The organism is Duodenibacillus massiliensis, assembly GCF_928721995.1.
Taxonomy (GTDB): domain Bacteria; phylum Pseudomonadota; class Gammaproteobacteria; order Burkholderiales; family Burkholderiaceae_F; genus Duodenibacillus; species Duodenibacillus massiliensis.
On the sequence record NZ_OV788642.1, the window covers coordinates 92444 to 116145 of the forward strand.

The 23702-nt window shown below is 56.4% G+C and carries 22 protein-coding genes and 2 pseudogenes; 5 read left to right on the forward strand and 19 right to left on the reverse strand.

Going from position 1 to position 23702, the window contains the following annotated elements; translation table 11 throughout:
- Nucleotides 1–5 precede the first annotated feature (5 nt).
- The 4 genes from NXF97_RS00400 to NXF97_RS00415 all read left to right on the forward strand — a co-directional run bounded on the left by NXF97_RS00400 (nt 6) and on the right by NXF97_RS00415 (nt 3474).
- A complete protein-coding gene (locus NXF97_RS00400) occupies nt 6–236 on the forward strand; it encodes a gamma-glutamyl-gamma-aminobutyrate hydrolase family protein (RefSeq protein WP_274956034.1) in 231 nt (76 codons plus the stop codon).
- Between the two features lie 343 nt (nt 237–579).
- Nucleotides 580–1857, forward strand: a complete 1278-nt coding sequence (gene iscB, locus NXF97_RS00405; RefSeq protein WP_274956035.1) for an RNA-guided endonuclease IscB — start codon at nt 580–582, stop codon at nt 1855–1857.
- A complete protein-coding gene (locus NXF97_RS00410) occupies nt 1854–2078 on the forward strand; it encodes a tautomerase family protein (RefSeq protein ID WP_274956708.1) in 225 nt (74 codons plus the stop codon). The genes iscB and NXF97_RS00410 overlap by 4 nt, the downstream gene beginning before the upstream one ends.
- A 487-nt stretch (nt 2079–2565) precedes the next feature.
- The gene (locus NXF97_RS00415) at nt 2566–3474 is read left to right on the forward strand and encodes a universal stress protein (protein ID WP_274956036.1); all 909 of its coding nucleotides are present in this window, start codon (nt 2566–2568) and stop codon (nt 3472–3474) included.
- A gap of 711 nt (nt 3475–4185) precedes the next feature.
- Here the strand turns inward: NXF97_RS00415 and NXF97_RS00420 are convergent.
- The 4 genes and pseudogenes from NXF97_RS00420 to NXF97_RS00430 all read right to left on the reverse strand — a co-directional run bounded on the left by NXF97_RS00420 (nt 4186) and on the right by NXF97_RS00430 (nt 8575).
- A pseudogene (locus NXF97_RS00420) lies at nt 4186–5386 on the reverse strand (IS256 family transposase).
- Between the two features lie 142 nt (nt 5387–5528).
- Complete coding sequence (locus tag NXF97_RS10755; protein ID WP_353885215.1) at nt 5529–5708, reverse strand: DUF4372 domain-containing protein; 180 nt, start codon at nt 5706–5708, stop codon at nt 5529–5531.
- Between the two features lie 232 nt (nt 5709–5940).
- Nucleotides 5941–7203 (reverse strand): M20/M25/M40 family metallo-hydrolase, encoded by a 1263-nt coding sequence (locus NXF97_RS00425; protein WP_274956037.1) that lies wholly within the window; start codon nt 7201–7203, stop codon nt 5941–5943.
- Nucleotides 7204–7309: 106 nt separating this feature from the next.
- Entirely contained in the window at nt 7310–8575 is a 1266-nt protein-coding gene (locus tag NXF97_RS00430) for an ATP-binding protein (RefSeq protein ID WP_274956038.1), read from the reverse strand.
- A gap of 418 nt (nt 8576–8993) precedes the next feature.
- Between NXF97_RS00430 and NXF97_RS00435 the strand changes: the two genes are divergently transcribed.
- On the forward strand, nt 8994–9707 hold the full coding sequence (locus NXF97_RS00435) for an SIMPL domain-containing protein (RefSeq protein WP_022374063.1): 714 nt from the start codon (nt 8994–8996) through the stop codon (nt 9705–9707).
- A gap of 283 nt (nt 9708–9990) precedes the next feature.
- On the opposite strand, the gene NXF97_RS00440 is transcribed toward NXF97_RS00435, so the two are convergent.
- From NXF97_RS00440 to ileS, 15 genes and pseudogenes are all read right to left on the reverse strand, one after another.
- Nucleotides 9991–10437 carry a thermonuclease family protein gene (locus NXF97_RS00440; RefSeq protein ID WP_274956039.1) on the reverse strand — a complete coding sequence of 149 codons (447 nt, stop codon included), beginning with the start codon at nt 10435–10437 and terminating at the stop codon, nt 9991–9993.
- A gap of 153 nt (nt 10438–10590) precedes the next feature.
- Nucleotides 10591–11451: a DNA damage-inducible protein D gene (gene dinD / locus NXF97_RS00445; RefSeq protein ID WP_274956040.1), complete on the reverse strand. Its 861-nt coding sequence runs from the start codon at nt 11449–11451 to the stop codon at nt 10591–10593.
- Between the two features lie 81 nt (nt 11452–11532).
- Nucleotides 11533–11775 carry a hypothetical protein gene (locus tag NXF97_RS00450; RefSeq protein ID WP_022374077.1) on the reverse strand — a complete coding sequence of 81 codons (243 nt, stop codon included), beginning with the start codon at nt 11773–11775 and terminating at the stop codon, nt 11533–11535.
- Nucleotides 11776–12195: 420 nt separating this feature from the next.
- Complete coding sequence (gltS, locus tag NXF97_RS00455; RefSeq protein ID WP_274956041.1) at nt 12196–13446, reverse strand: sodium/glutamate symporter; 1251 nt, start codon at nt 13444–13446, stop codon at nt 12196–12198.
- Nucleotides 13447–13683: 237 nt separating this feature from the next.
- Entirely contained in the window at nt 13684–15117 is a 1434-nt protein-coding gene (locus NXF97_RS00460) for an MATE family efflux transporter (protein WP_274956042.1), read from the reverse strand.
- Between the two features lie 179 nt (nt 15118–15296).
- Nucleotides 15297–15506: a hypothetical protein gene (locus tag NXF97_RS00465; RefSeq protein ID WP_274956043.1), complete on the reverse strand. Its 210-nt coding sequence runs from the start codon at nt 15504–15506 to the stop codon at nt 15297–15299.
- Nucleotides 15496–15801 (reverse strand): transporter substrate-binding domain-containing protein, encoded by a 306-nt coding sequence (locus tag NXF97_RS00470; protein WP_274956044.1) that lies wholly within the window; start codon nt 15799–15801, stop codon nt 15496–15498. The genes NXF97_RS00465 and NXF97_RS00470 overlap by 11 nt, the downstream gene beginning before the upstream one ends.
- Before the next feature lie 58 nt (nt 15802–15859).
- Complete coding sequence (locus NXF97_RS00475) at nt 15860–16015, reverse strand: hypothetical protein (RefSeq protein ID WP_274956045.1); 156 nt, start codon at nt 16013–16015, stop codon at nt 15860–15862.
- 914 nt (nt 16016–16929) lie between these two features.
- Complete coding sequence (dut, locus tag NXF97_RS00480) at nt 16930–17376, reverse strand: dUTP diphosphatase (protein ID WP_022374082.1); 447 nt, start codon at nt 17374–17376, stop codon at nt 16930–16932.
- Nucleotides 17377–17382: 6 nt separating this feature from the next.
- Complete coding sequence (locus tag NXF97_RS00485; protein ID WP_274956046.1) at nt 17383–17772, reverse strand: hypothetical protein; 390 nt, start codon at nt 17770–17772, stop codon at nt 17383–17385.
- Nucleotides 17765–18970, reverse strand: a complete 1206-nt coding sequence (gene coaBC, locus NXF97_RS00490; protein WP_274956047.1) for a bifunctional phosphopantothenoylcysteine decarboxylase/phosphopantothenate--cysteine ligase CoaBC — start codon at nt 18968–18970, stop codon at nt 17765–17767. Before coaBC ends, NXF97_RS00485 begins: the two co-directional genes overlap by 8 nt.
- A 256-nt stretch (nt 18971–19226) precedes the next feature.
- Nucleotides 19227–19481 (reverse strand): hypothetical protein, encoded by a 255-nt coding sequence (locus NXF97_RS00495; protein ID WP_274956048.1) that lies wholly within the window; start codon nt 19479–19481, stop codon nt 19227–19229.
- A 254-nt stretch (nt 19482–19735) separates the two neighbouring features.
- Nucleotides 19736–20185 (reverse strand): annotated as a pseudogene (locus tag NXF97_RS00500) (RNA-guided endonuclease TnpB family protein); the annotation flags it as partial.
- A gap of 18 nt (nt 20186–20203) precedes the next feature.
- Entirely contained in the window at nt 20204–20731 is a 528-nt protein-coding gene (lspA, locus tag NXF97_RS00505) for a signal peptidase II (RefSeq protein WP_022373770.1), read from the reverse strand.
- A 6-nt stretch (nt 20732–20737) separates the two neighbouring features.
- Entirely contained in the window at nt 20738–23617 is a 2880-nt protein-coding gene (gene ileS, locus NXF97_RS00510) for an isoleucine--tRNA ligase (protein WP_274956049.1), read from the reverse strand.
- Between the last annotated feature and the right edge of the window lie 85 nt (nt 23618–23702).

Genomic DNA, 23702 nt, shown 5'->3' on the forward strand with positions numbered 1-23702 from the left:
CGAAAATGAACAGAAAACCACTGATCGGCGTCACGCCTGACATTAAAGAGGGCGCGATTACATTGAGAAACCGCTATCTGCAGTCCGTGACAGATGCGGGCGGCATCCCGATTGTGCTGCCTTTGTCCGTTTCCTGGGACGATGTAAGCTGGCTTTTGGGCCGCGTGGACGGCTTTCTCATCATGGGCGGGGCCGACGTCGACCCGGCGCTTTACGGGGAAAAGAAGTCGGCTTAGTGCGGAGAAGTAAAGCCCGAGCATGATGCGCTTGAAACCCATATCGCCAAGTCGGCCCGCGTCAACTACCCCTGACTGAAGTCAGAGGCTTGGCAACAAGTCTTGGTTGACTAGCCTCAGTCCGTTTTCGGACGGACTCCGTTGGTTGGGAATCCGTTCCGTCGCAAGACGGGACGCAAACAGGCACCGCGGGATGTCGATCCTAGTCCCGCGCTCTGCGGTCTGCGTTTAAAAGCTCTGAGAGGTAGGAGCGGTGCTTCAGACAACAAACCCCTTCCAACATTGGCGAAGGATCACCACCGACCGCAAGGTCGAGCAGACGGAGCCCGTGAGGTATCCGTCAATGGAGAGCACTTTGAAAGTTTTTGTGTTGAATATGCGCGGGCAACCGCTCATGCCGTGCTCCCCGCCCAAGGCGCGTAAGCTCCTTCGGGCCGGGAAGGCCGTGCCTGTGCGCCGAACGCCCTTTGTGATTCAACTGACGGTGCCGACGGGCGAAACCAAGCAGCCGATCACCTTGGGTTTGGATGCGGGCTACAAGCACGTCGGCCTGAGCGCAACGACCGCCAAGGAAGAGTTGTTGGCTTCCGAGGTCGAACTGCGGCAGGACGTGACGGGCTTGCTCTCGAATCGCTTGGCACTTCGCCGCGCCCGACGCAACCGCAAGACCCGCTGCCGTGCGCCGCGTTTTGATAATCGCGTTCGATCAAAGCACAAGGGTTGGCTTGCGCCGTCCGTGGAGAACCGCATTCAGGCGCACATATCGCGCATTGAAGCGGTTTGCCGAGTGCTTCCGATCACCAAAATCGTGATTGAAACCGCATCCTTCGACATTCAGAAGATCAAGAATCCCGAAGTCGAAGGCACGGACTATCAGCAGGGCGACCAGCTCGGATTCTGGAACGTGCGCGAGTACGTTCTTTTTCGCGACGGTCACGTTTGCCAAGCCTGCAAAGGCAGATCGAAAGATCTGATTCTCAACGTGCATCACATTGAGAGTCGGAAAACGGGAGGCGACGCGCCGGGTAACCTCATCACGCTGTGCGAGGCGTGCCACAAGGCGTATCACGCAGGCAAGTTGAAGCAGTTCAGTCCCCGGCGCGGCGCTTCTTTCAGGGCAGAGACTTTCATGGGCATCATGCGTTGGACAGTGTTCAACCGCCTGCGCGAGCGCCATCCCGAATTGCCTGTCACGAATACCTACGGGTATCTGACCAAACACAAGCGCATCGTCGCGGGCTTGCCGAAGACGCATTGCGCGGACGCTTTCTGCATTGCCGGCGTCCTCGACGCAAAACGTCGGGGCGAATACCTGTTTCAGAAACAGACGCGCCGCCACAATCGCCAGATCCACAAGCTGACGATTCTCAAAGGCGGTGTGCGCAAGCGCCATCAGGCTCCGTACCTAGTGCACGGCTTCAGGCTCTTTGACAAGGTGCAGTGCAAAGGGGAAGTCGGCTTTGTTTTTGGCAGACGCTCCTCGGGTGCATTCGATGTGCGCCGTCTGAACGGTACAAAGATTTCTGCCGGTATTTCCTACAAGAAACTTTCGCTTCTTGAGAAGCGAAAGATGTTTTTAACTGAACTGAGAAAGGAGGGCCGCGATTCCTCCCGCGTCTGAAGACGCGGGTTTCCTCACGGAATTTCTATGAAGCCCCCACCGTTGAACAGAAAAAAGAACTGATTGCGGGCGCCACCGACCTTCTGGTGCGCGTGCTCGGGAAAAATCCCGCGACCACCTCGGTCATCATTGAAGAGGTGCCGCCTGAAAACTGGGGGATCGGCGGGCTTAATACGCCGGAGAGAGGCAAGCGCGAAGCCGGGGAAAAGGAAAAGGCCTGAGGCCCGGAGAATTTGCGCCGGTTTTCCACGGTTTTTCGCAAAAAGGTGGAGAAGTCCTGTGGAAAAGTTGTGGAAACATGATAACGGCGCGGGTTTGACGGACATGCTTAAAAAGTAGGCACACGGAATTTTCCGCAGCGAAAAAAGGCAGAAGCCCGATGAGCCTCTGCCTTTTCTTAATTGGTCCGGTGTTCCCGTCACCGGCACGGGCGGCGCGTCCGCCGACTTACAGTACGCATAGTACCGGCTCGGGCCGACTAAAGCTGTAAGCGAATATGAGGCTTTGTATGTGGATGCAATGCCGGGCGACTGATCTTTCAGTTTTTGTGGTCACGGCGGCACTCTGACGTGCTTTTGGTACGTTTTCGCCAATCACCCGATACTTTGTGTCGGCCCAGAGTGCCGGACCGGGTAATTTGCGCTATAAACGGGGGAAGCGGGACGGTTTCTGCTTCAGAAGCCGGTCCCGGGTTGCAGAGGTTACTCCATGAAGATTCTGATTCCCGTTGACGGCAGTTCCTACAGTAAGACTGCGCTTGCGTTTCTGGCCTCGCGCCGGGAACTTCTGGCACTCAAACCGCATATTGAACTGCTGGTGGCGCCGGAGCCGCTGCCGGAAATCGTGCCGCGCATTGCCTCCAAAGAAACGCTCATGAAGTACTACGAGATTTCCGCCGAGGACGTGTTAAAGCCCTCGCGGGAATTTCTTGCCAAAGAAAAGATTCACGCCGAAGAAAAGGTGTTTCTCACCGATGAACCCGCCAAGGCGATTGTGGAAGAAGCAAAAATCACGGCGCCGGATCTCATCATCATGGGGAGCAAAAACTACGGCGTGCATTCCGGCTACTTTGTGGGAAGCGTCACGGGGGCCGTGCTCTCGCACACCACCGAACCCGTGCTCGTCATAAGAAACAGGCCGGTTCCGGAAAAAGCCGATTACGCCGTCGGGATCTGTGTGGACGGTTCGGACTACAGCCGTGCCGCTGTGCAGTATGCGGCCGACCATAAGGAGCTTTTCGGAAAAAATGCCGAGTATCACCTCATTCACGTCTCAGGCGACTATTCCGACCTGATGGCGCTCGGTAACGCCATGGTCGCCAAGCTCATTTCCTCGCATCGTAAGGAAAGCTATGAACGGGTGGCCGATACGGTGCGCCCGACGCTTGAAGCCGCGGGCATCACGCCCGTTGAGGTAAGCCTTACCGGAAACCCGGGTAACGAAATCGCCGCTTACGCAAAGAAAGCGGGCCTGGATATGCTGGTTTTAGGCAGCCGCGGGCAAAACACCCTGATGACCGCCGTGCTTGGTTCCACCGCGTCGCGCACGGCCTCTCAGGCCGATGTGCCGCTGCTGGTGATCCGAAAGCCACTGAAAAAGGAAGTCGGTGCGTCGTAACCGCTGAGCCCGGGAGAGTCATCACCGGGCTTTTTTGTATCCAATCTTTGTCTTTATGATTAAATGTAGGAGAAAACTATCACTACTGTCCAAAACGGATTTGTGCATCAAAAAATAGTTTGTTGATTTAAAATAGAAAACGCGAATTTTCGGTTTTAGGGGCCTACTTTTCCGAATGGAAGCTCCATCTGCGGAGATTCCTCACAGGATGCCTCTGGCTCATCTCGGCCGAGGATTGACGGATTCAGGATTTGTTCCAAGCGGATGTATTTCCAAAGACTCTGCCTCACAACCCAGTTAAAAGTGCTGAAATACCTGTGGTCACGGCTACGCTGAAACAAGATTTGCAGCAACAATGTCGCAATCAAAGCAATCCACACCTGACTGCGGACAGCGTTTTCCGTTGTTCCGAAGTATGCCTTGACCACCGTGTTTGGGTGTGTGTGGATTTTTGTGTCTAGCGCGGGTTTACGGTTGAGCTTGTTGGCTCGCTAACAGGGGTATTTAACCCCAGGTACTTCGGGGCTGTCAAGCTCCAATTTTTCTATCAGTGGTAATGCGATGATTCAGGGTACGACGGCGGCATGGGAGGGCTGCATAGCCGGCGGCTATGCAGCGGCGCGCCGCTACCGGAAAAATCGCAGTTTCGTCTCCTTAAGTTGTAACACTGCAACTGCTATGCTGAAACACTGTTTCAGTACTCCGCGGCAATTAAGCCTGCCCAGCGGCAAATCGCTCACCGTACATGGCAGCAAACACCGGCATGGCTTCACTCCAAGCACGAACAGGCAGCTTCCATTTTTTCCATAATGCGCTGAAGTGCCAAGTAAATCAGCTTCTTGGCGGATTCTTCATGCGGAAACATGGTTCGAGTTTTGATTACCTTCCGAACGCCACGGTTGAGAGCCTCAATACTGTTGGTCGTATACAACAACTTCCGAATCGACCGGGGAAAGTTGAAGAAGGGTATCACCTGTGCCCAGGCGGAGCGCCAACTCTGCGCTACATACGGGTAACGTTTGCCCATAGAGCTATTTTCAAAGGCCGCCAACGCTTCTTCGGGGGTATTGGCCTGGTAAATGGGCTTTAAGCCGGCCATTACAGCCTTTCGATCCTTGTGACTGACGAAGGCTCTAGAGGCACGGATGAGATGGACAATGCAGGTTTGATGTTGCGCTTGGGGAAATACGGCTTCAATGGCTTGCGTCATACCCTTGAGGCCGTCTGTGACGGCGATCAGGATGTCCTCTACGCCACGGTTTTTCAATTCCGTAAATACCGACGTCCAGAAAGCCGCGCCTTCGTTTTCATGAACCCACATGCCGAGCACAGCGCGTCGGCCGTCACAACGTACGCCGAGAGCCAAATGAACCGCCATCTTCTTGATGACGCCGTCCTTACGGATATTGATGCGCAAAGCGTCAAAGAACACCACCGGGTAGACCGAATCCAACGGACGGCCTTGCCATTGCCGTACGTCGTCATTTACCTTTTCCGTCACGGTGCTGATGAATTCGGCACTCACTTCAACGTGGTACTGACTTCTGATGAACTCAGCGATTTCACGGGCAGACAATCCGCGTCCATATAAATCGATGATGGCGTCATCGAAGTCATTGAAATGTCGTGAGTGCTTGGGTACCAGGCGGGGAACATAAGTCCCCTTGCGATCGCGGGGAACCAGGATTTCTAAATCGCCTTTATTGCCGTGAAGCGTTTTCTTGCTGTACCCATTGCGTTTGTTTTCAACGCGCTCAGCCGACGATTCCTCTTCGTTGAGATTTTCGTCTTCCTGTGTCAAATGGTGCTTCAGTTCCCCTTGCAGGGCGGCGTTGATGAAGCGTTGGGCTACGATCTTCATCGCTTCGTTGAAATGAGCCTGCGTTAAGGCCGTTAAGCCGCCGGCTTCCATCAGTTGCTCTACGGCATCGTTCAGAATGGCCTGCTGCTGGTCGGTAAATTTTACGGTGTTGTTTATTTTGGGTGTACGGTGTGCCACGGTGATTCCTTTCGCGCCCTACGGGAGCGCTATTATCGCCTGGACACAAAAAACCTTACATCCCCCCCTCCGATAGTTGGTGGAAGAGCAAAGAGACGAGCGCATCAGCATGCCGGACGCCTTTTGATCGATAGTCAGTTTGGCGTTTTGCGACAGCGTCCGCAATGATTCGTTCTGGAACGTGTTTGACGAGTTGAACAAACAACGTTAAAGTTGACGACTTGGCCATGGCCATCCTCCGAGTTTTTTGTTGACGCTAAAACTTTACAGGATGTCCGTGGCCTTTTGCTATCTACGTGCCGTAAGTCGCTGGCTTGCGCGCGTGATTTTGCCTGAACTTATTTTGGACAGAAGTGCCGGCAAACAGTAAAAAGTTATGTTGAATTACCGGAGACAATAGAAAATCCCCTCAAGCCAAAGCCAGAGGGGATTCCCGTGAGAGCCTAATTTCTCAGCCGAGTTGCGGCTTAAGCGCGCTTGGGCAGCAGCGGCGTCGTATCCTCAGCCCCCACCAAAGCAGCGGCCGTGAGGAAAATCATCTGCGGTCCGAGATGAATGTCGATGCGGTCGAAGTACTCCTTAAGTGTGTGGCTGTTGACCTGTTTGCCGCCCGCGGAAAGGCAGGTGGCGGGTACTCCCTGACTCACAGGGGCATTGGCGTCCGTTGATGAGTAGCCGTAGTTTGTGAGTTCAATGCCCAAAAGCTTCTGTGCGGCGCGCGCGGTCTGCAGCACCGGGCAGTCGTCGGGCCTGACACCGGCCGGACGGTCGCCGATCTGGGTCTTCGTAACCTTAAGCATCTTTTCCGGATCGGTGATGTTCCAGATCGCGTTTTCTTCCGCGGCCCCTTCATCAAAGCACTTGAGAATTTCGGCCTCAAGCTTAAGAAGGTGATCGTTATCGAGGCTGCGCATGTCGATGTCGACTTCGCAGTGCGCGGCGATGGTGTTCACCGTCGTGCCGCCCTTGATGGTGCCGATCGTGAAGGTGGTCTTCGGGGTTTCAGGGACCTTGACGTGCGCAACCTTGGCGCCGGCGATGCACATCGCGTGAATGGCGCTCGGGACCTTGCCGAAGGCGGCGTATGAGTGGCCGGCAGGGCCGTCGATGCTCACGCGCCAGCGATGAGAGCCGATGGCCCCTTTCAGAATACGGCCCACGTCGGTGTTGTCGATCGCGATAAAGCCGTCCACCTTGTGGTGGGCATTAAACCACTTGGAGCCGCGGGTGTCGCCGTTGCCTTCTTCGCCGACGGTACCCACAAACCACAGATCGCCCTCGGTTTCAATACCGGTTTCGTTAAAGCAGCGCAGAACCTGAAGAAGAGCACGCTGCCCCGAGCAGTTGTCGCCGATGCCGGGCGCGGTGTAGCGGTTGCCTTCCTGATGAACCGTCACGTCGGTTCCTGCGGGAAACACCGTATCCATGTGGGCGCCCAACGCAAGCGACGGGCCCTTTCCCTTACCCGGGCGGCGGCCCACGACGTTGCCGATCTCATCAATCGTGACGTCGGTTAAGCCGTAGAGCTTCATGCGCCGCGCAATTTCCTGCGCGCGCACGCTTTCTTCAAAGGTGGGAGCCGGAATTTCGCAGATTTCACACTGTTCCTTCATCGCCTTGTCGCTTTCTTCAAGCGCAGTGGCAATGCCGCGGGCAATCTTGGGGTTGGCTTTGAGAGCCTCAACCGCCGCGAGAATTTTTGTGTCCAGTGCGGGAATCGCTTCAGGCATGGATGTTCCTCCGATGTGGGTTACAACTAAGCAATCCCTCCATCATAACTGTTTCCCGGCACACAGACGCAGCGGCTTTGCGCTTATCGGACTTTTACCCGGCGCCTTAACAGTCGGGCGGCATCAGAGGTCTTCGGCGCTGAAGCCCTGATAGTGAAGTTCGTAGTGCTTTGTTTCGCTGAAGAAAAAACGCGGATTTGAGCTGCAGCGCCGTGAGGTTAATCCCGGATTTCTGCGGTTTGACTTCGGCAAAGAGAATCTTCTTCCCGAAGGTGTTGACGGCCACACTATCTATGTCGTTTTCGCCGGTCTTATCCCACCAGGGACCTATCTCGGTATATGGCCCGGTTTCGGCAAGTTTCGTGCGGGACCAGGTTGTAAGAACGTGGTGTCCGGTGTGCTCGGGCAGTGTTTTGAGAATCTGTTCTTCAAGGCGCTCCGTGGCTCCCTGTTCGATGAGTGCCTGATACGGATACAAAAACCGAAACCAGAAAGCAAGATGCGTGTCAGTGAGACGCCGGCGGTAGTTTGTTGTCTTTGATGCCCCCAAGGGACGCTCGCGCTCGATAAGCCGGAAGTGCTTCTCCAGCCGGAAAAGGTGCCCGTCAATCGATTGCCCTCTGAAGTAAGACACGAGGCCGCTGCGCCGGCTTTTGCCTTCAGCAATGCGCTGCAGCAGCTCAAAGTAAACCTGACAGTCAGACTTAAAGGCCGTCTTTAGGAGCGTTTCGGCCTCCCGCTGGAAATAGGAGCGGGGTTGGGCGACGGACCGGATCATTCGGCGGGCGGAGGTGCAACCCGCCTCCGTCAGAACTTTGATGTACTGCGGGATGCCGCCTGTGACGGCAAAGAGCGTCAGAAGGTCGTCGGGCTTCCGGGTAGGGTAATGCTCGGTGAGGATCGTTTTAATGACGCCGGTCGAAAACGGGCGCAGGGTCAGTTCGCCGCAGCCACGGGCACAGAGCGGAGAAAAGCGGTCGTCCGTCATGCTGCGCCCGGCACCGTCTGATACCGTGAGAACGAGCAGAAGTTGGGTGTCTTTGCGGTATTTGTCCCAGAGGACTGAGAGGTCAGTCACGAGCGCAGGTTCAACAGTTTCGGCGTTTTGAAACTCATCGAGAACCACCGTCATCGGTGTTTTGGCACTTTGTTTGAGCAGAAATTCGATCGTCCCGGCAATGGTTGCGGCAGGGGGCGGAAAATATTCCAGACCCAATGTCGCAGCATTAAACCGCCAAAAAGCCTCAACGTTGGTTTTGGCTGTTTTTTCATCGCTGATATGGAAAAAGCGGCAGGGCAGCGGGCCGTTCGTAAAGGCAGGGTTTGCGAGTGTTGTCTTTCCTATGCGGCGTCTGCCGGAGATGATGACCATGCGGCCTGCGTCGTCCTCAACCCGCGGGAAAACGCCCGGAGATCCGCCGGTTCTTTTGTGCGGTCGTAAAACCTGAAAGTCATTTTCGTAACGTTTATAAGCTTATGGCAAAAACTTATGGCCGAAAAATTTTTGCTTTCCGGACTTTGACTGGCGGTTCGATTCATGCGGAGCGTAAGAAAAACCGTGTTGCGCATTGTCGTTTCCTTTGGCGGCGGCACCCGCGCAAATAACCGGCAGCACGTCTGAAACCGTCAGAGAAATAAGACAATACAGCAGGACGCGCCCTCGGGCATGGTTTCAGAAGAGGGCTCCCGTGTGAGGCTCCTCCTTAACAATTGCTTTCAGCTGAAAGCACCGTCTTTGCAGCCGAAACTCCTATAGTAGAGGTACTTCGAAATTCTGTGAGGAGCAAACCATGGACACCCGCAGCGTCACCGCGAGCGTGATTTTGGCCGTCGGCATTGCCGGAGGCTTTGCGCTTTTAGGCAGCAACATCTCAAGCGGCATCGAAAGCTTCGTTAACCGCGACCGCATCGTGACCGTCAAGGGCCTCTCCGAGCGCCAGGTCAAGGCCGACCGCGTTATCTGGCCCGTAGGGTTTCGTGAGCTCGGCGACGACCTGCAGGACGTTTACGGCCGCATTGAAAAGCGCAAGGACCAAGTGGTGGCGTTTTTAAAAGAGGCGGGCTTAACGGACGCGGAAATCGAGGTGGCAAGTCCCCAGGTCACCGATGCACAGGCTGAGATGTACGCCAATCAGAAAAGCCGCTACCGCTACTCGATGACGCAGACGGTGACGGTATCAAGCGACAAGGTGGACCTTGTGCGCGACCTTCTGGTGCGCCAGAGCGACCTCATCAAAGCCGGCGTGACGCTTGTGGGTGACTACAGCTGGCGCACGAGCTTTCAGTTTACGGGGCTCAACACCGTCAAGCCCGCAATGATTGAAGAGGCGACGAAAAACGCCCGCGCCTCGGCCGAAAAGTTTGCGCAGGACTCCGGCAGCAGTCTCGGAAAAATCCGCCGCGCCAACCAGGGCCAGTTTTCCATCACCGACCGCGACAGCAATACGCCCTACATTAAGAGCGTGCGCGTTGTGACGACGGTGGAGTATTTCCTCAAGGATTAACGCCATGCGCTTTTTTACCGACGGAGAACTGTCTGCCGATCCCGATACGGTGTTGGAGGGCCTTACTTCAGGCGGCGAGGCCGTCATTGCCCGCAAAGGCCGGCGGCTCTGATACTGCCGCTCATAAACGGTGATCTCGAGCTCACGCTTGGCTGCGTTCGTACGGCAAAAGCAATGCTCGCATTTCAAAAGCTTCAGGAGCAGGCGGCCGAGGCCGGCATCACGCAGGCTGATGTTGATGCCGAGATCGCGGCCGTGCGGGCCAAAAAGAAACGCACCTGATTTACCGCCGCAAAATCCACCACACAAACCGCCGTAGCCAGTACATAAGGCGGGTAAAGACCGTGCGGTGGTCTTTACGCCACTGCCAGGGTGCGGTCGGGTTCTTTTCCTGCCAAAGCCCGAGCCCTTCGGTTTTTGCGAGTAGCGCGGCCTTTTTGTAAGCCGCCCGCTCTTTGGGGCTAAGCCTGTAAAAGTACTGATAGTACGGCCAGGCATAGCCCTGCCGGATCATCGTGAGGCTCATGTCCCGCTTATCGCACACAACGCGGCAGACGATGCGGCCGTAGATGTCGCGCGTCACTGCTTCGCCTTCAATTTTCTTGCCGAGAATGAGTTTTCGTAAGGCTTCGGTGGCTTGCGGCCCGTAAGGCTGTTCGGTTTCCGGTGCGTGCCATCGGGGGTTGGGGGTAATGCACCCAAAATCGGGCTCCGCGTGAATTTTTGCCATGATGCCCCCGGAATTTTCTCGATTTTTGATCTTGCACCAGCCTGCCTTTCTGAAAAAACAAGCTGCTGCAAAATTCAGGCTAGGCAATGGTTTCTCCAGATAAAAAAGCCCCCGGGTGTGAGCCGAGGGCTGGTAATGGTTCAAATTGGGCGGTTACTTCTTCTCGAGAAGTTCAAGCCGTTTCTTTTCTTCACGTTCAAGCTGCTTAATGCTCTTCTCCGGAGTCGGGAGATCTTCAGGCATCGTGCCGCCTAACCGCTTAATGGTTTCCCGCACCTCCTTCCCTACGGAATAGTGCGCTTGGTTCGCCTCCCTTTTCCCGACTATGTGTTCGCGTCGGAGTTTGGCTTCGGCCTGGGTTGCTCGGAAGAGGTTCGCGGCCAGTTCTTCGTGACCCATGTGGTCAAGAATTTCCTGGCTCTGTTTCAATCCCTTTCTAGTGTGGATCTCTTTTCTGCCAAGCCCGCCGTAGAGACCCTTGTATCCGTGGTTTTGGAAGATGGCATAGTCTTTGGGTTCGACGATGCCGGCGTCATGCGCGGCATCGCTTAACCGTTTGTTATGCTCCTTCATCTCCCTGCGCAAGAACAGACGCTTTTGATCCTCATCCAGTCGGGCGAAGGCTTCCTCGTCGGCGAGTTCCTGGCGGCGGGTTTGAACCGCGAAGTAGGTTTGGCCGGCGGCAATGACAGGCTTGCTCGGGTCGCCGTTCTGAACGATCAGGTAGCAGGCATAACGGGAGAGGGCGACGTCATCGACTTCGCGTTGAGCTCCTTTGCCCGCTTCGATCAATTTGACAACATTGTCAAAATGATCCGATGACTCTATCTTCATTGCGACGCAGGCGGTTTTTGCCCTATCCACGACCTCCGTGAATCTGCGCCAAGTCGTATATCCCAAGAGCGGGTAAAGCTCGCGCGCAAACCAGTACTCCCTGCCGTCATCGTCCAGATGGCGGATCGCGTCGAAGTTCGGGAGGGTTGCTTGTTCGTCGTTGTTTTGGGTATTATCCATACATACCTCGTCATAAAGGTTCGACCAAGCCCTCAGCGCATTGCTCTGTGTTGGGGGCTTTCCTATTTTACGATGTCGCCTTCATCGTGCCGCCTCCCAGGCGCGCAGCGCGTTTGTGAGCATGTACGCGGAGAGCTTCACGCGGCCTCCGATCGTGCGCTTGACCCACACCGAATCCCCGTCGCAGACATAGGTGACGGTTGCCTTAAAGCGCCAGGGCCACTTCCGGCGCGTGAGTCTCTCAAGGACAATGAGGCAAAGGATGAGTACCGCGCCTGCAATAAACGGGTGCAGTACGATCCATGTAAAAGCGTCGGAGAGCATGATGATAGATGCGCCCCATCCGTTCTTTACAAGATTTTGGAGAACGGATGGAAATATGTCTTGACAAATACCGGGACTTTCTCAGTCTGCTGCAGTCCTGGCAGTTTCTGCAGCAGGTAAATGCAATCGTACGAGGCGTGATGCATCGACAGAACGTTCGGCATGCCATGCATCGTAAAGGCCTACATTCTCAACCACATGGCGACGGAAGGGCCTGGCAGGACTGCTGCAATACGCACAGCAACTTCAGGTGTAACAGGACCTTGTTCGTTGAGAATTCTGGTAACAATTTGTCCTTCACAGGCTACCGGTGGGTGCTTGCGTAACAGCAGGGGCGCAGGTGGCGATATCCTATAGGTGAAGAAAAACCCCGGCACGGCGGCCGGGGATGTGTACTGAGGCCTCGCTATAGAGGATCGTCTAGAGCGCCGCCATGGACGTAATGAGAAGCGCGTTAATCAAGTCAATCAAAAAGGCCCCCACAACGCCCACAATCAGCCAGGCCTGAGGGCAGGTGCCGTATTTTTCAGCAAGCGCCTGCATGTTCGCAAGGGCATTTGCGGTCGCCCCCATCGAAAAGCCGACGCCGCCAGCGGCAAGCATCACGGCCGTGTAGTTGCGGCCGATCAGAAGAAAGATCACAAGCCACCCGAAAAGAAGCGCCAGTGCCGTCTGCAGCGCTAGAATCACCACAAGGGGCCCGGCGAGGTTTATGAGTTCATGCAGTTTCAGACTGTTGATCGCCATCGTCACAAAAAGAATGAGGCAGATGTCCGCGACAGCGTCGAGCCCCTTGCCCGTTACCTTATAGGCGCCCGTGTAGTCTCCGACGTTACGCACAATTGCTGCCACAATCATGGAGCCGATGTAGGCCGGCAGCGTAATGTAGGCACCAAGCCACTTGGAGACAATCATGCCGGCAGCAAGCGTCAGTGTCACAACGCTTACGGCCTTCATGAGTTCCCGGGTAAAGGCCGGTTTATTACCCGAGTGATCGTCCTGCACACCCGTTTCGACTTCGGTCGGAATGTGAAGGGGTTCAGCCAAATCGCCGTGCTCGTTCGAAATCTGTACCTTATAGCGCCGGATGAGCCATTCGCCCAAGGGACCGCCCACCAGAAGCGCGGCCACCATCCCGAAGGTGGCCGCGGTGATTGCCATCGCCGTGCCCCCGCTGATGCCGTAGGTTTGCTCAAAATAAGGCCCGAAGGCAGCTGCGGTACCCAAGCCTCCCATCATCGAGACGCTGCCTGCCAAAATGCCGTAGTGGGTGTCAATGCCCATGAGCCACGCAGCGCCCATGCCCACGACGTTTTGCAGAAACGCAAGGACCGTCACGGCCATAAGAAAGGTCACGAGGATCTTTCCGCCGTTGGTGACAAGTTTGAGACTTGCGGTGAGCCCGATCGTTGTAAAGAACCCGAGCATGAGAACGGTCTGCAGCGTACTGTCAAAGGTAACGCGCATGATGCCCTGATCCTCCAGGCCCGAAAGGATCGCCGCACAGAGCATGCCGCCGATCACGGGGCTCGGGATGCTGAAGCGCGCCAGAACCGGGACGCGCCGCTTGATCCAGACGCCTAAAAAGTAGGTGATCACCGCAAGCGCCACGGCCTGCACCATGTTGACTTTGAGCAAAAGCATGCCGCTCTCGGCAAAGGAGTATTCCATTGTTTTTCTTCTTTGGTTTCGGTGGGAGGACCCGCGATCGGGACAATGTGTTTTGGCTTATTATGCGGGAAAAACGCCCGCCGATCCGAAGTTTTTCGGGCTGATGCCAGTTTATCGGGGAGGGAATGGGGAACTTCTCTTAGGAGAAATCGGTAAGCCGCCTGCGAACCGAAGCTTTTTCTGGGTAAAAATACCTAACTCCGCGTCCGGGCTTTCCGAACGCGGTGTCGGGCCGTGTTAAGCGTGCGCTTCTTCACGCATAAACTCTTTGGTACGGGTGTGGGTGACAAACCAGGCCATGGCAAAAAGGGCAATGCCGGCTAAGGTAAGCCCGAAGGCCGTTGCCCCCCAGAAGCCTTCAGCGCCGAAAGGCCCGCCCACAATCTGACCGTCAAAGCCGAGCCAGTAGCCGCCACCGAGCCCCACGGCCCAGAGAAGGATGCCGTAGACCATCATCGGCCAGAAGGTGACGCGGTAACCGCGTAAGGCAAAGCCGCAGATCGTCTGACAGGCGTCCATGGCGTGGTAGACCACGCCGTAAATGAGAAGCGTCACGGCCAGCGTATGCACCGCCGCGTCCGTGGTGTAAAGGCCGACGAGAGCGTCGCGCCCGAGGTAAAGCGCAAGCGCGCCAAATACTGCAAGCGTGAGGCCGATTCTGAGCGCTCTGAACGTCACCTGCTGCGCCACGGGCGGGTGCCCGGACCCAAGCGACTGGGCCACAAGGACGCTTACCGCAATCCCGAGACTCATCGGAACCTGATAAAGCGTTGCCGTGATGTTGCCCACAATCTGGTGCGCCGCGACGTCAATCGTGCCGATACGGGCGATAAAAATCGCCATGAGCGTAAAGGAACTCACTTCAAAGAAGGTGGAGAGCCCAATGGGGACCCCGAGCTTTAAGTGCTGCAAAAGGGCTTTGACGTCAGGCAGATAAAACTTCGCGGGCCGCATGGGGCTGTAAAACCTGTCGCACTTCCAGATGAGCCAGTAAGCAGCCAGCGACAACCAGGAGTTCACGGCCGTAGCGGCACCGGCGCCCGCACCGCCGAGCTCGGGTAAGCCAAAGAGACCGTACATGAAAAGCGCGTTTAAGGGCACTTTCATCGCGAGCATCCCAAGGGCCACATACATCGTGACCTTGGGGCGGTTAACGGCTGCATTGAGCGCCACAAAAGGACGCGAGAGGACCGCTGCCGGCAGCCCGGCGGCACTGAAAAGGAGGTACTCTCCCGCCATCAGCGCGACGTTGCCGTGCACCTGCCCGAACGCGACCCAAAAGTCGGTCTGAAGAATCAGTGCCATCCCGATCACGGTGAGAATGACGCCGAGCCAGGCTGACTGCGTGAGTTCAAAGCCGATCCTCTCAAACTTCCGCGCGCCGTAGTGGTGGCCCGCAATGGGGCTTAAGCCCTGCAAAATCCCCACAAGCGAAATAAAGATCATGACGGCCGTTGCGGACGCGAGAGCCACGGCCGCGAGGTGTTCGGCGCCGAGCCGCCCTGCCATGATGGTGTCAACGGTCGCAGAGCCCATGATGGAGAGGTTTGCGACAAAGATGGGACTCGCGAGTTTAAAAAGGGCGCCAACGCTGATGTCGGGAGGCGTGAGCCGCGTCGGACGGGTATTTTCGGGCGCGTCGGAAGTCTTTGTTTCGGCGCTAGAGGACATGGTCAACCTCAGAAACAGCACCGGGCTGTTTCTAAAAGAAATTGCTTAGTTCGGATGCGGGACGCAGTTTAACCGATTGCGCGCAGCCTTTGGCGGCGGTTGGTATTGGACGAAAGGCTTACCTCGTGAGCAGTTTTGGGCCGCAAAGAAAATCAGTGATGCCGACGCTGAAAAACCCGTCATTGTCGTAATACGGGTAGATGCAGTCCGGCGTGATAAGGATCTCCGATTAAAACTTCCAGGACGTATTGAGCATAAACGCGTGGTTTTTCGCTCTTATCCGACCCGTTAAAGCTGTAGGAGAGGGTGGAGGAGAAGATCTCACCGGTGATAAACCGAAAGTCCGCGGTCACACCGTAGGAGAGATCCCCGATCGTTTCAGGCCGCACATGGTCGGTGCTCGTCAAACCCGCACAGGGGCGTTTCCGCAAAGACCGGTTTGACGCCAAGCTTTTCGGCAAGTTTCCGGCCGAATTCAACGTCGGCCCCGGTAAGTTTCCCTGCGGCATCGTGGTAGGTAAACGGCGGATAGACGCCTTCGGTGTCGATTCTCAGTTCCCCGGTGCGGGCAATTTTGTCGGCGAGGTCTTCAGCGGCAAGGGCGTTGGCGGCCGCAAGCGCGGCAAGGGTAAATAGCGAAAGAGCGGCGGCGGTGAGTTTGCGGCGGGTGATGGTGAATGGCATTTTGTCTTGTCCTTAAAAGTCTGTTTTAAAAGTTTGTTCGAATTGGTTTTGTTCGGAATCAGCGGCGGTTGGTGCAGGCTGACTTCACAGAAGGAACTCGCACCGCGGCGCGGCGGGGCGAGCGCAGGCGCTCTGGGCTGCGGCTCCAGGCGGGCACGGGCGTTGCAGAAAGAAACGTAACGGCGTAGGGGGCGGAGAGGATTTTCGTGGTCATGGGTTTTCTCGATTCAGTTAAAAATTCAGTTCATAAAAAAACGCCGGCTTTTCTGGTGTGAGCCGGCGTTTGCAGGTGGTGTTGGTTGTTTGCGCTTTAAGTCTTGGGTTTCCTCACTTTTTGCGCGCACGACACCGGGCTCACGTGGATGGTCTGACACATACACATGGGCATACACATGAGGCGGGCGGTGATCGTGCTGGTGAAGTTCATGATGTTTTTTTGGTTTGCTTGGGTTAACAAAAAAGGCGCTTCGGAAGTTTTTCCGTAAGCGCCTTGCGGTTTGCTTTTCTTCGCGTTATGCGGTTTTTCGCAGACAACAGACGCTTACCGGTGTGCAGCAGCACATCGGGCACATACGCATCATGTTGTTCTTGGCGGAGAGCATTTGGTTAACAAAACCTTTTGAGTCAAATTCGGTGAAAGGCCGTTGCCTTTCGGTGACGGGCATTATGCACGGAGCTTTCGCCGGCTGTAAAGCGAATTCGAACGGCAAGGGCAGGGTGGAAGGTGACGGGGTCGTTCGCTGCTTTCAGAAATTTGCGGAGAAAAGTCTTTTAAGTTCAGCTGCCTTTCGTTCGACGGAAGCGCTTCGTGTAGTCACAACTGCCATCGCGCAATCACGGTATGCGGCATGGTAATACGTCGTATGCGCAAAGCCGAATTCTTCGCAAAGGGCATTGTCCTGTGCGATAAGGACGGCACGCGGCTAAGAGACAGGTCCGGACATCACCGCGCTCAATGTCCGGGTTCCTCTTTATCGAAACGGCGCATCATGTCGGCGCCGGCAGTTTCCGTCTGCGCGGTTTCAAGCGGTTCAGGCTGAGTTGGTTGCGTCAGCCTGCGCATGACCGACAAGAAAAAAGGCCGCCCGGCATGAACGCCCGACAGCCTTTCTTTCGAAACCAATCCCGTTATTTTGTCCCGGTCGACCCAAAGCCCCCGGCCGCACGGCTTGACGCTTCAAAATCTTCGACGACATGAAACTGCGCTTGCACCACGGGCACGATCACAAGCTGCGCAATGCGCTCAAAGGGATTTAACACAAAGGGCTCGGCGGAGCGGTTCCAGAGGCTCACCATGAGTTCGCCCTGGTAGTCGGAGTCAATTAGCCCCACGAGGTTTCCGAGCACAATGCCCTTTTTGTGCCCGAGGCCGCTTCGCGGAAGGATCACCGCGGCGTAGCCGGGGTCGGCCAAGTGAATCGCAAGACCCGTGTGCACAAGGTACGTTTCCCCCGGGGCTAAGGTGCGGGGTTCATCAACCAGGGCTCTTAAATCAAGCCCTGCGGAACCCGGTGTTGCGTACTGAGGGAGCTGCGTGCGGATGCGGTCATCCAAAATTTTGAGATCGACTTTCATATCTATCTATCTTTTCTTGTTTCTGGCCTGGGCGGTGGTCACCACGCCGATAAAGACGAGGATCATACCTAAGGGGATGTTGTCGGAACGGTCAAAGGCAACGCCTGTGGCCATGAGAATGACGCCAGCGAGGGCAATCAAGGGCCCCGCAAGGCGGATGAGGGCAAAGGCCATGCGCACAACGGGTTCATTTTTAAGGTAGGGGTCATAGTCCGTGTCGGCGGGCACCGCGTCCCCCTGAAGAGGAGCGGGTTCAGCCGTGCTTCTCACGGTCACCATGCCGTTGTCTGCGGTGACGGACAAGGAGCTCAGACTCCCGATTTTGCCTTTCATGAGCTTATCGAGGTAGGCCACATAGTCGCCGTCGGGCGGCTCAAGACTGAAGGGATCACGCATGGTTACTGTCCTTAAGGCTTGCCGCAATAAAGTCCGTGATGCGCTGCGCGGTTTCGTCTTTAGTCATGGTCGGAAGTTCTGTGACGCCGGTTTTTGTCACGAAGATCACGGTATTCTCGTTCTTGCCGAACACTGCCGGGGCGAGGTTGCCGACAATAAGGTCAGCGCCCTTCGTTACACATTTGGTCCGGGCATTGGCTTCTAAGTTTTCGGTTTCCGCGGCAAAGCCCACGGCAAAAAGCGTGGGCCGCGCTTTTTTAACGTCCGCGAGAATGTCAGGGTTTTTCACGAAGGTGAGGGTAAGCGACTCTTTCCCCGGCGTCTTTTTCATTTTCTGCGGGGCAACCTCTGCTGTCTTCCAGTCGCAGACCGCGGCAACGCCCGCAAAGATATCGGCGTCTTGGGTTTCTTTCAGCGCTGCCGTATGCATTTCGTCTGCCGTTTTGACGGAGATAACGCGCACACCCGCGGGCGCGGTTAATGCCGTGGGGCCTGAAATCAGTACTGTGTCGCATCCGGCCTGCATAAGGCTTCGCGCAAGCGCATAGCCCTGAAGGCCGGAACTACGGTTTGTGATCACCCGAACGGGATCAAGAGGCTCTTCGGTGGGGCCGGCCGTCACAACGGCTTTTTTGCCCGTAAGGGTTTTGGGGGCAAGCGCCGCGGCAGCCAGTTCCACAATATCTTCCGGCTCCATCATGCGCCCTGCGCCGGTTTCGCCGCAGGCAAGGTTTCCCGCCTGCGGTCCCCAGATCATGACGCCGTCATCAGCTAATACTTTGACGGAGCGCTGCACCGCGGGGTTTCCCCACATCCGTGTATTCATCGCCGGACAGACCGCGAGGGGCGCCGCACGCGCAATGATTGCGGTGCTCACAAGATTGTCGGCAATCCCGTGAGCGGCTTTACCGAGGATGTCGGCGGTCGCGGGCGCCACAATCATGAGGTCGCACGCCCCGTGCGTGGCCGCAAGGTGCGGCATATCGCGCGTGAGGTTTTCAATGCCGACGGCGTGGCCGCAGAGCGCTTCAAAGGTTAAGGGCGTCACAAAGTGCGCCGCCGCCTCAGTCATGATGACCCTCACATCGGCTCCGGCTTTTTTTAGGAGCCTGACGAGTTCACAGGACTTGTAGGCGGCAATACCGCCCGTGACGGCAAGCGTAACGGAGCGGTTTTTGAGTGTGGGATAAGCGGGCACGGCAGGCAAACGATCGAAAAGTTAGCTGATGACGGCATTGTAGCGGGACAAGGCGGGCGCTTTTCGGGCCGGTGACGGATAATTCAGTGCGGCTGGCAGCGGCGCTGCTGTTCCGGAACGCGGCTGCGTTTCTGTGATTAATTCCTGAAGGAGAAGCAATGAGTACGCCGTACATCATGGTTTTGGGCATCGGGGTCGGCTCGCTGATCCTTGCCTGGCTGTGCGGGTACTGGAAGAAAAATAGCCGGAAAGCCAGTCAGCGGCGGACTTTTTGCCTGCGCTCCGGACAAATCGCATCATCCTCAGTGATCGTGCCGACATGCCTCGTCGCAGCCCGCGCCCTTTCCACGACGCCCTCAAAGAATTCCGGGTGCTGCATGTAGTACTGGAGCTGCTCCCAGTCGCGTTGGGAGAAATCAAGCACCACATTTCCGGACGGTGTCTGCAGGGATGCGTAGGTGCCGGGCCGTTTGTTTTCTTTTTTGATGCATTGCTGATTCCTTGTTTCCATGCGGGTTCCGGCTTACTGAGCCTGCCGCATTGCGTTGTCTGGGATTGACCGGAGGAGATCTCTGATCCACGCCGGTGCGCCTTCAAGGACTTTCACGCTTTTGCTGTCGCTTCGGGCTCCCAATGCAAATTGATGCCCCGAGTTGTCAACGACCCAGGCGCGGTCGCTTAAGGCAAGTGCCGGCGTAAACAACACCCCGTCTGAAGACGGGGGCTTTATTGTAACCGCATCACACGGCCCAACATAAGGCTGGTTTACATCAGCCCCTGTGCTGACAGCTGTCGGCACAGACCCTGCAGGTTGCGGCTCGCATTCAAGTCGCTGTGCGCAAGGTGACCACATTGGCTGCAGCGGAACCCGTGCTTATGGCGTTTGCCTGGTGCCCCGCACTGTGAGCATGTCTGGCTTGTATAGCGCGGATCCAGGAAAACACACCGGATTCCAGCGGTTGCCGCTTTGTAAACAATCATCTCCTGCAACTCACGGAAAGACCAGCGGTGCAGTCGGCTTCTGATGCGTTTCCCGGCCTTGATGTGATCCCGGATATGCGTCAGGTCTTCCAGGGCGATTAACTTGATACCCCGCTTTACGGCTTCCTGCACAATCTCTTTGCTTACAACGTTATTGACATGCGTCAGATGGCGTCTTTCTCGGCCTGAGGCTTTTTTCAGGTGCTGTCCGGCACTCTGAGAGCCGTTGCGCTGAAGACGCTTTCTCTGACTTCAGTCAGGGGTAGTTGACTTCTTCGCGGACTTAAATTCCGCAACGACAATGAGAAAGGCCCCGAGGCAGATTGCGATATCGGCCACATTAAACGCGGGCCAGTGCCAGCCGGCAAGATGAAAGTCGAGAAAATCGACGACGCTTCCCAAAACCACGCGGTCAATGGCGTTACCCACGGCGCCCGAGAGAATGAGAACGGAGGCCCACTGAAAGAAGCGGTTGGCGGTGCGCTTCATGGTAATAAGCGCAATCACCGCAACGACAGAGGCCATCGTCACGAAAAACGCGGTCTGCCAGCCGCCCGCGTCGCTTAAAAAAGAGAAGGCTGCGCCGGTGTTTCGGACGTGGCAGAGATTAAAAAAGGGGAGAACGCGGATAAATTCTCCCTCAAAAAAGGCCGCCTGAATCCAGGCTTTTGTCGCCTGATCAAGAATGAGAAAAACGACGGCCGCAGCCGCAAGAAGGCCAAACCGCCCCCACGAAACGGCGGGGGGATTTGACGGATTCTGACGGTCTGCGGCCTGCATGGCGCGTTAAGCGTAAAGACGCTTTTCGCCGGCACCGAAGAGGTTGACGCGGCACCTCGGGCAAAGGCCCGGATGTTCGGCGTCTTCGGTGGTGCCGTCAACGTAGTGCCAGCAGCGGATGCACTTGGTGCGCGGGCTCGGGGTCACGGTGACCGTGAGTTCCGCGTCGTCCTTTTCGGCCTTCCGGAGCTCACACTTTGAGGTCATCATCACAAAGCGGAGTTCTTCGCCCAAAGAGGCAAGGTACTGCCAGTCGCTTCCGGAGGCCGTAATGACGGCGTCCGCGGCAAGGCTCGAACCGATCTTGCCTTCGGCGCGCAGGGTCTCGATTTCTTTCAAAACCTTGGCGCGTGCCGAACGCACCGCCTCCCACTTTGCGAGAAGCTCGGGGGCGTTGGCGACTTCGGGCACCATGTGATTGGTTTCCGTGAAGATCGTGCCGCTTTCGTTCGGCGAAAACACGGCAAAGGCTTCTTCGGCGGTAAAGGACAGAATCGGCGCCATGAGACGCAGAAGCGTTGCCGTGATGTGCCAGAGCGCGGTCTGCGCGGAACGCCTCGGAAGGCCATCGGCCTTTGTCGTGTAGAGGCGATCCTTCAAAACATCGAGATAGAACCCGCCCAGGTCTTCCGTGGCAAAGCTCATCAAGAGGGAGGTCACCAGATGGAACTGGTACGTCTGCTCAAGTTCGAGGATTCTGTCCTGCAGGGCGTCGACGCGTGCCAGGGCCCAGCGGTCAAGCTCAAGCATCTCACTGACCGGAACGGCGTCTTTTTTGGGATCAAAGTCGCTCGTGTTGGCAAGGAGGAACCTGAGCGTATTGCGGATACGGCGGTAGCTGTCTACAACGCGCGCGATGATGGAGGGCCCGATTCTGAGTTCGCTCGTGTAGTCGGTGCTTGCCACCCACAGACGGCAGATTTCAGCACCGTACTTGTTGCAGATTTCCTGCGGGCTCACGGTATTGCCGCGGCTCTTGCTCATCTTTTCGCCGTTTTCGTCCACAAGGAACCCGTGGGTGAGAAGGGCGTCGTAGGGCGGACGGCCGTCCAACATCGTGCCGATGAGAAGCGACGAGTGGAACCACCCGCGGTGTTGGTCGCTGCCTTCAAGGTAGAGGTCTGCCGGGAACTTGTTCAAATCATCCTTGTGGCTGCCGCGCATCACGGTAAAGTGCGTGGAGCCGGAATCAAACCAAACGTCGAGAATGTCGCTCGTCTTTACGTACTGGCTGACTTCGTCGGCCGCGAGGAACTCTTCGGGCTTGGCCTTAACCCAGGCTTCAATGCCTTCTTTTTCGACGCGCTTGGCGACTTCTTCCATGATTTCAAGAGTCCTGGGGTGCAGTTCACCCGTGGCCTTATTCATGAAGAAGGGAAGCGGCACACCCCAGTTGCGCTGACGGGAAATACACCAGTCTGGGCGGTTTTCGATCATGGCGTGCAGGCGGTTGTAGCCCCAGCTCGGGAAAAACTTCGTGCTGTCAACGCCCTTAAGTGCGGCTTCACGCAGAGTCTGCGCGGAGGCCGGTTCCCCGAGAACGCCCTTGGTGTCCGCATCGGGCTTATCCATTCTCACAAACCACTGGGCCGTGGCGCGGTAGATCAACGGGGTCTTATGACGCCAGCAGTGCATGTAGCTGTGGGTCATCTTGCCCACGGCGTAAAGAGCGCCCGCGACACGCAGGGTGTCAACGATCTTAGGCTGCGCCTTCCAGATGAAAAGTCCTCCGAAAAGCGGGAGCCAGTCGGCGTAGACGCCGTTACCCTGCACGGGATTAAGGATCTCATCGTTGGTCATTCCGTGCTTTTTGCAGCTCACAAAGTCATCCACACCGTAGGCCGGTGCCGAGTGCACGATACCCGTGCCGGATGCGGCTTCAACGTAGTCTGCGAGATACACGGGCGAAAAACGCTTATAGCCCGGGTCGATATCGTACAGGGGATGGCAGAACCTGACACCCTCAAACTTTTCGCCCTTGGCGGTCGCAACAATCGTCCCGGTCTTTCCGTAGCGCTTTAAGGCGGCTTCGGTGAGGCCTTTGCCAAGGATAAGGTAACGGTCGCCGCAGTCAACGAGCGCATACTCCAGTTCGGGGTGCATGTTAAGCGCCTGGTTCGCGGGAATCGTCCACGGGGTCGTGGTCCAGATCACCGTATAGCAGGGCTTCTCAATCTTGTGCGCAAAGGCATCTTCAACGCGCGGCTTATCTTCCTCGGAAAGCTTAAAGCCGATATCGATTTCGTAGCTTTCGGCGTCCTTATATTCGACTTCTGCTTCAGCCAAAGCCGACTGACAGTCAAAGCACCAGTTAACGGGTTTGAGACCGCGGTAGACGTAGCCCTTTTCCATGATTTTGGCGAGAGCCCGGATTTCAGCCGCTTCCGTTGCGGGCCGCATCGTGAGATACGGATTTTCCCAGTCAGCCAAAACGCCCAGGCGCTTAAAGCCCGCTTTCTGGTGCTCAACCTGTTCGGCCGCGTAGGCGCGGGCTTTGGCGATCACTTCTTCCTTAGGCAGGCCCTTGCCGTACTTTTTCTCAATCTGGATTTCAATCGGCATGCCGTGGCAGTCCCAGCCCGGGACGTAGGGCACATCGTAGCCGGCAAAGAGCTTCGTCTTATTGATGATGTCCTTCAAAATCTTATTTAAGGCGTGGCCCATGTGAATGTCGCCGTTGGCGTACGGGGGGCCGTCGTGCAGAATGAACTTGCGCGCGCCTTTGCGGGCCTTGCGGATGGTCTGATACACGCCGCGTTTTTCCCAGTCGGCGACCCAGCCGGGTTCGCGCTTTGCGAGGTCTCCCCGCATCGGAAAGGGTGTGTCAGGCAGATTCAGAGGATATTTTTTCGATGCTGCGTCAGCACCTTTGTCGGCTTTTGCCATGTGTTTCTCCAGGCCCCCTCGGGCTCTTCCGGATTGACAGTAAAACTTCAGGCGTAAAAGCATTACGCGCCGAAGCGGTGAATTT